The 4,601-nt window shown below is 59.8% G+C and carries 3 protein-coding genes and 1 pseudogene; 3 read left to right on the plus strand and 1 reads right to left on the minus strand.

Translation table 11 applies throughout. From position 1 onward, the window contains the following. Positions 1 to 240: 240 nt before the first annotated feature. On the minus strand, positions 241 to 1,308 hold the full coding sequence (locus U1A24_RS10795; protein ID WP_322321982.1) for an IS110 family transposase: 1,068 nt from the start codon (positions 1,306 to 1,308) through the stop codon (positions 241 to 243). Positions 1,309 to 1,393: 85 nt separating this feature from the next. Here U1A24_RS10795 and U1A24_RS10800 point away from each other — a divergent pair, with 85 nt between their 5' ends. The 3 genes and pseudogenes from U1A24_RS10800 to U1A24_RS10810 form a co-directional block, all read left to right on the plus strand. Beyond that, positions 1,394 to 2,989: an MFS transporter gene (locus U1A24_RS10800; protein WP_305249011.1), complete on the plus strand. Its 1,596-nt coding sequence runs from the start codon at positions 1,394 to 1,396 to the stop codon at positions 2,987 to 2,989. A gap of 109 nt (positions 2,990 to 3,098) precedes the next feature. Continuing rightward, the gene (locus tag U1A24_RS10805; RefSeq protein ID WP_305248985.1) at positions 3,099 to 3,932 is read left to right on the plus strand and encodes a MurR/RpiR family transcriptional regulator; all 834 of its coding nucleotides are present in this window, start codon (positions 3,099 to 3,101) and stop codon (positions 3,930 to 3,932) included. Between the two features lie 177 nt (positions 3,933 to 4,109). Then, positions 4,110 to 4,601, plus strand: a pseudogene (locus U1A24_RS10810) (ABC transporter substrate-binding protein); the annotation flags it as partial.

Below are 4,601 nucleotides of genomic sequence, written 5' to 3' on the forward strand. Positions count from 1 at the left end.
TTATGTATGTGTCGGCTGCTGTTCGCAATTGAGAATTTGGCACGACTTCGGAAATCGCTCATATGTATCCGGCCTGTTGATCGGCTCGCGGGCCGTGGCCTTGATGGGGTTACGCACGCGCCTTGGTCTCATTAGCGGCAAGGTCCTTGCTGACCATAAGGGCCGTCAGACTCTGGGGGCGTATTTTCTCCGTTCCATGCTGTCCTCTCTGTCGCGAACTCCTTTTGGCCGTGGAAAGCGTCAGATGGTTTCCATGGCCATATCTCTTGGAGCGTCGAACCGGGTCCCGTGTCGCAGAACGCTCCATGCGGTTCGGGCAAGTTTGTTGGCCAGCGCAACGGCGGCCTTGTTGCGCGGCATGCGCTTTACCGCTTCGGTCAGCCAAGGGCCGAAGCTGAAGGTGGACCACCTGTTCTGACGCATCATGATCACCTTCGCCGCCTGGACGAATAGCATGCGAAGATAGCGGCTGCCCCGTTTGGTGATCCGCCCGAGGATCGTTCTCCCGCCCGTGCTGTATTGGGTCGGCACCAAACCGACCCACGCGGCAAAGTCCCGACCTCGGTCGAAAGCCTCCCCCTTGCCAACTGCCGCGACCATTGCCGTCGAGATCATTGGACCGATCCCGGGGATGGTCATGACGTTGGCGCAGTTCTCTTCCGTGCGGCTGATCTCCTCGATCTCGCCCGAGACGTCCTCGATCCGTTTGTCCAGCCAAAGCCAGTCGCCATAGAGCCCGATCAGGATGCCGCGCATCCGGGGCGAAATCTCGTCCTGTCGCTGTTCGAGGATCGTCTCGAAGGAATTCTTCAGCGCCCGCAGCCCCGACCGGACAGTGATGCCCTGTTCGATCAGGAAGGCCCGGATCTGGTTGATGGTGGCCGTGCGCCGCGAAACCAGCCGTGCCCGGACCCGGTGAAGGGCCTGAAGATCGAGCTGATCCTGGTCCTTCTCAGAAACGGTCCGGAGGTTCGGCCGCAACGCAGCCTCCGCGATGGCCTCGGCATCGTTGTAGTCGTTCTTCTGGCCCTTGTTGAAGGGCTTCACGTAGATCGCCGGAATGATCCGCGGCTCGAAACCCATGCCTCGCAGCGTCCGGCTGACAAAATGGGCGCTAAGGCAGGCTTCCATCCCGACGATGCAGCGTGGGAGCTGTTCGAATGTGGCACTCAACGCCAGCCGCTTGATCTGTTTGCGTATGACCAGCTGGCCGGCGCGGTCGAACCCGACAAGATGAAACGTGTCCTTGCCGATATCGACACCGACGACGGCAAGGTCTTCGAAGCTTCCTGTCTTCTTTGCACACATGGCTACTTCTCCTTGTTGCACGGTTGATCCCTCTTCAGGGTAACCCAACTGTGGGGAAGCAGCCGACACATCCCATTCGCGGAACATAACCTATCGCCGGCTTTGGGCCGCGACAACGATGTCGAGCCTTGGGACGTTAATACAGGCTGTTGGCGCCGCATGGCTTATGACCACGCTAACCACATCGCAGACGATGGTTTCGCTGGTTCAGGCCTCGAACACGCTGCCGATCATGGCTTTTTCATTGATAGCCGGGGCGCTGGCCGACACTTATAACCGGCGGCGTATCCTGATTTTTGCCCAGATGGCGATGGTTCTGGCCTCGGCCGCATTGGCAGTGACCGCGTGGATGGACGGTTTGACGCCCTGGATGCTGCTTGGCTTTACCTTTTTGATCGGCTGCGGGTCCGCGCTGTACAACCCGTCTTGGCAGGCATCCATGGGCGATATCGTGCCGCGGGACGATCTGCACAATGCGATCAGCCTGAACAGCCTTAGCTTTAACATGATGCGCAGCATTGGCCCGGCGGCGGGTGGGGTGATTGTGGCGGTGGCCGGACCCTCTGCCGCCTTTGTGATCAACATGGTGCTGACGCTGCCGTTGATCCGCGAGCTCACCCGGTGGCGACCTGATTACCCAGGGTCTGACCTCCCGCCAGAAGATATCGGCGCGGCGATCGGGGCGGGGCTGCGCTATATTCTGATGTCGCCAGCGCTGCTGAAAGTGCTGTTGCGTGGCGCGATTTTCGGCACTGGAGCGGTGACCACACTGGCGCTGCTGCCCTTGGTAGCACGCGATACGATGCAAGGCACAGCACTGACCTACGGCGTTTTGCTTGGCACTTTTGGTCTGGGTGCCATCGGGGGCGGTATCGCCAACACGCGGCTAAAGCAGCATCTGTCAAACGAAGCCGTAATCCGCATTGCGTTTACCGGCTATGCGCTGGCGATGCTGGCGCTGGGGTTTGCCAACTCCATGGTACTAGCCTGTCTTGCGTTGCTGGTCGCCGGGGCCTGTTGGGTGATGGCTCTGGCACTGCTGAATGTGACGGTGCAGCTTTCGACGCCGCGCTGGGTTGTGGGGCGGGCGCTGTCTTTTTACCAGACGGCGACGTTTGGCGGTATGGCGCTGGGGTCATGGCTGTGGGGCAGTGTTGCCGAAGCGCACGGCCTGCCGACTGCCTTTGTCGTTGCAGCGGCTTTGTTGACGGTGGGAGGCCTGCTGGGGCTGTGGTTGCCGCTGGCCGCGTTTCCAGAGGATGATCTGGGTCCGCTGGGGCGGTTTCGCCCGCCCACACCAATGATCGACATAAAGCCGCGTTCGGGGCCGATCATGGTAATGATCGACTACGACATCGGGCTAAATGATACTCCGCGCTTTCTGGCCCTGATGCGCGAGAGACGGCGCATTCGCCTGCGCGACGGGGCACGGCAATGGACATTGATGCGCGATATAGAGCGACCGGAGACGTGGATCGAAAGCTATCATGTGCCAACGTGGATCGACTATATGCGGCACAATCAGCGCCGCACTACGGCGGACGCCGACAACCTCAACCAGTTGAACGCCCTGCATAGGGGGCTGCAAGGCCCGCAGCGCGTGCATCGTCTGATCGAGCGGCAGACCGTGCCATTGACCGATGATCTGCCGCCCGTTACCAGCGGGACGATTGATATTTAACGCAGGATATCTGGCGATGCTCGTGAAAGTGAAGGCATCGCGCCGACGGGCCTTCGCATTCTTTCCTGTCGATGCTAGCGTGAAAATCAGTTTGCAGAACGGATGATCCATGGCCCGCGAGCAGCAATTTCTTTCCCGTGTAAGGGCGGCACTGGCGACACTGGGTCCGGCCGAGCGTAAGCTTGGTGATCTGGTCGCAGATTTTCCCGGTGAACTGGCCAGTTACAACGCGTCAGAATTAGCCGCGCTGGCAGGTGTTTCAAATGCCACCGTGACCCGGTTTGTCCGCAGGCTTGGCTATGCGTCTTATGAGGCGGCACGGGTGGATGCCCGGCAAGAGCTTGTGACGGGGTCGCGTCTGTATGCCGTGGCAACCACTGCAGATACCTCGGACACCGCCGCCTATATTAGCCGCGACAGCCACAACATCAGCCAGACGTTGGGCGCTGTCGATATGGCGCAGGTTGACCGTGTGGGCACCGCTCTGCTGGGCGCGCGAAAAGTCTGGGTGGTGGGCTACCGTGCCTCGGCGGCCTTTTCAGCCTATCTGCACTGGCAACTAACGCAGGTTATAGAGTCTATTGTGGCCATTCCCGGCCCCGGACAGACCATGGGCGAACATCTGGCCAGTATGCGAACTGGCGATATGGTGGTGTTCTTTGCGATGCGCAGGCGGACCGCACAGACCGGGGCATTGCTGCGGCAGATGCACAGTCAGGGCGTGCCGGTCATCATCATTTCCGATGAGGGCATGGAAACCGACCCGCAGGCGTTTTGGCATGTGCATTGCCAGACATCATCCCCCGGCCCACTGTTCAGCCATACGGCGGTGATGGGGCTATGCAGCCTGATCGCCAACCGAACGATCCTTGTGGCCGACCGCGCGGGACGGATCCGGCTGGCCGAGATTGAACGTCTGAACGACGTGCTGGACGAACTTTGACCAGCGCCCGAAACGCTCGCACGGCGCCAGATTTTTCGCTCTTTCTGCGGTCACTGCGCGAAGTTTTCTGAAAATTCGTTTTCGAAAGATCAAAAAACTCTGCAGAGTTGTGAAAATATGTTTTCATGATGGCAAGCGAATCGGTCTTCAATGAAAACATAATCAACAGGAGTTATCATGCGACGCTCACTTCGTCTTACGGCCTGTGCTCTGGTGCCTGCGCTTTTCCCTCTTGGTACTTTCGCCGAAACGGTCACGCTTCGGGTGCTTGGCCAGCCCTCTGGTTCCGGCCTGATCGCCCAGCAAAAGGAGATGCCCTATTTTGAGGCGCTGGCCGAAAAGACCGGGCTGGATATCAAGATTGAATATCTGCCGGTGGATGTGGCGGGCATTCCCGACACCGACGGCTTGCGGGTGCTGCGCTCTGGGCTGTTCGACATTGTGTCGATCCGTGGGCCGCAGGTCAGCCGGGATGAGCCTTCGGTTCTGGGGCTTGACCTTGTGGGCCAGAATACCAGCTTTGAGGCCGGGCGCGCCCATGTGGCGGCGTTCCTACCCTATGTGGACAGCCGCTTGCAGACTGCCTTCAACGCCAAGCTGGTCGGCATGTGGCCTGCCGGACCGCAGGTGATTTTCTGCAAGCCCGAGGTGGCATCTTTGGCCGATCTT

Origin of the sequence: Cypionkella sp. (genome assembly GCF_034376685.1) — a bacterium.
In the GTDB taxonomy this organism is placed as follows: Bacteria; Pseudomonadota; Alphaproteobacteria; order Rhodobacterales; family Rhodobacteraceae; genus Cypionkella.

Excerpts from the sequence above, each read along its gene's own strand:
- U1A24_RS10795 (WP_322321982.1), bottom strand. The coding sequence starts at position 1,308 with ATGTGTGCAAAGAAGACAGGAAGCTTCGAAGACCTTGCCGTCGTCGGT.
- U1A24_RS10805 (WP_305248985.1), top strand. The coding sequence starts at position 3,099 with ATGGCCCGCGAGCAGCAATTTCTTTCCCGTGTAAGGGCGGCACTGGCG.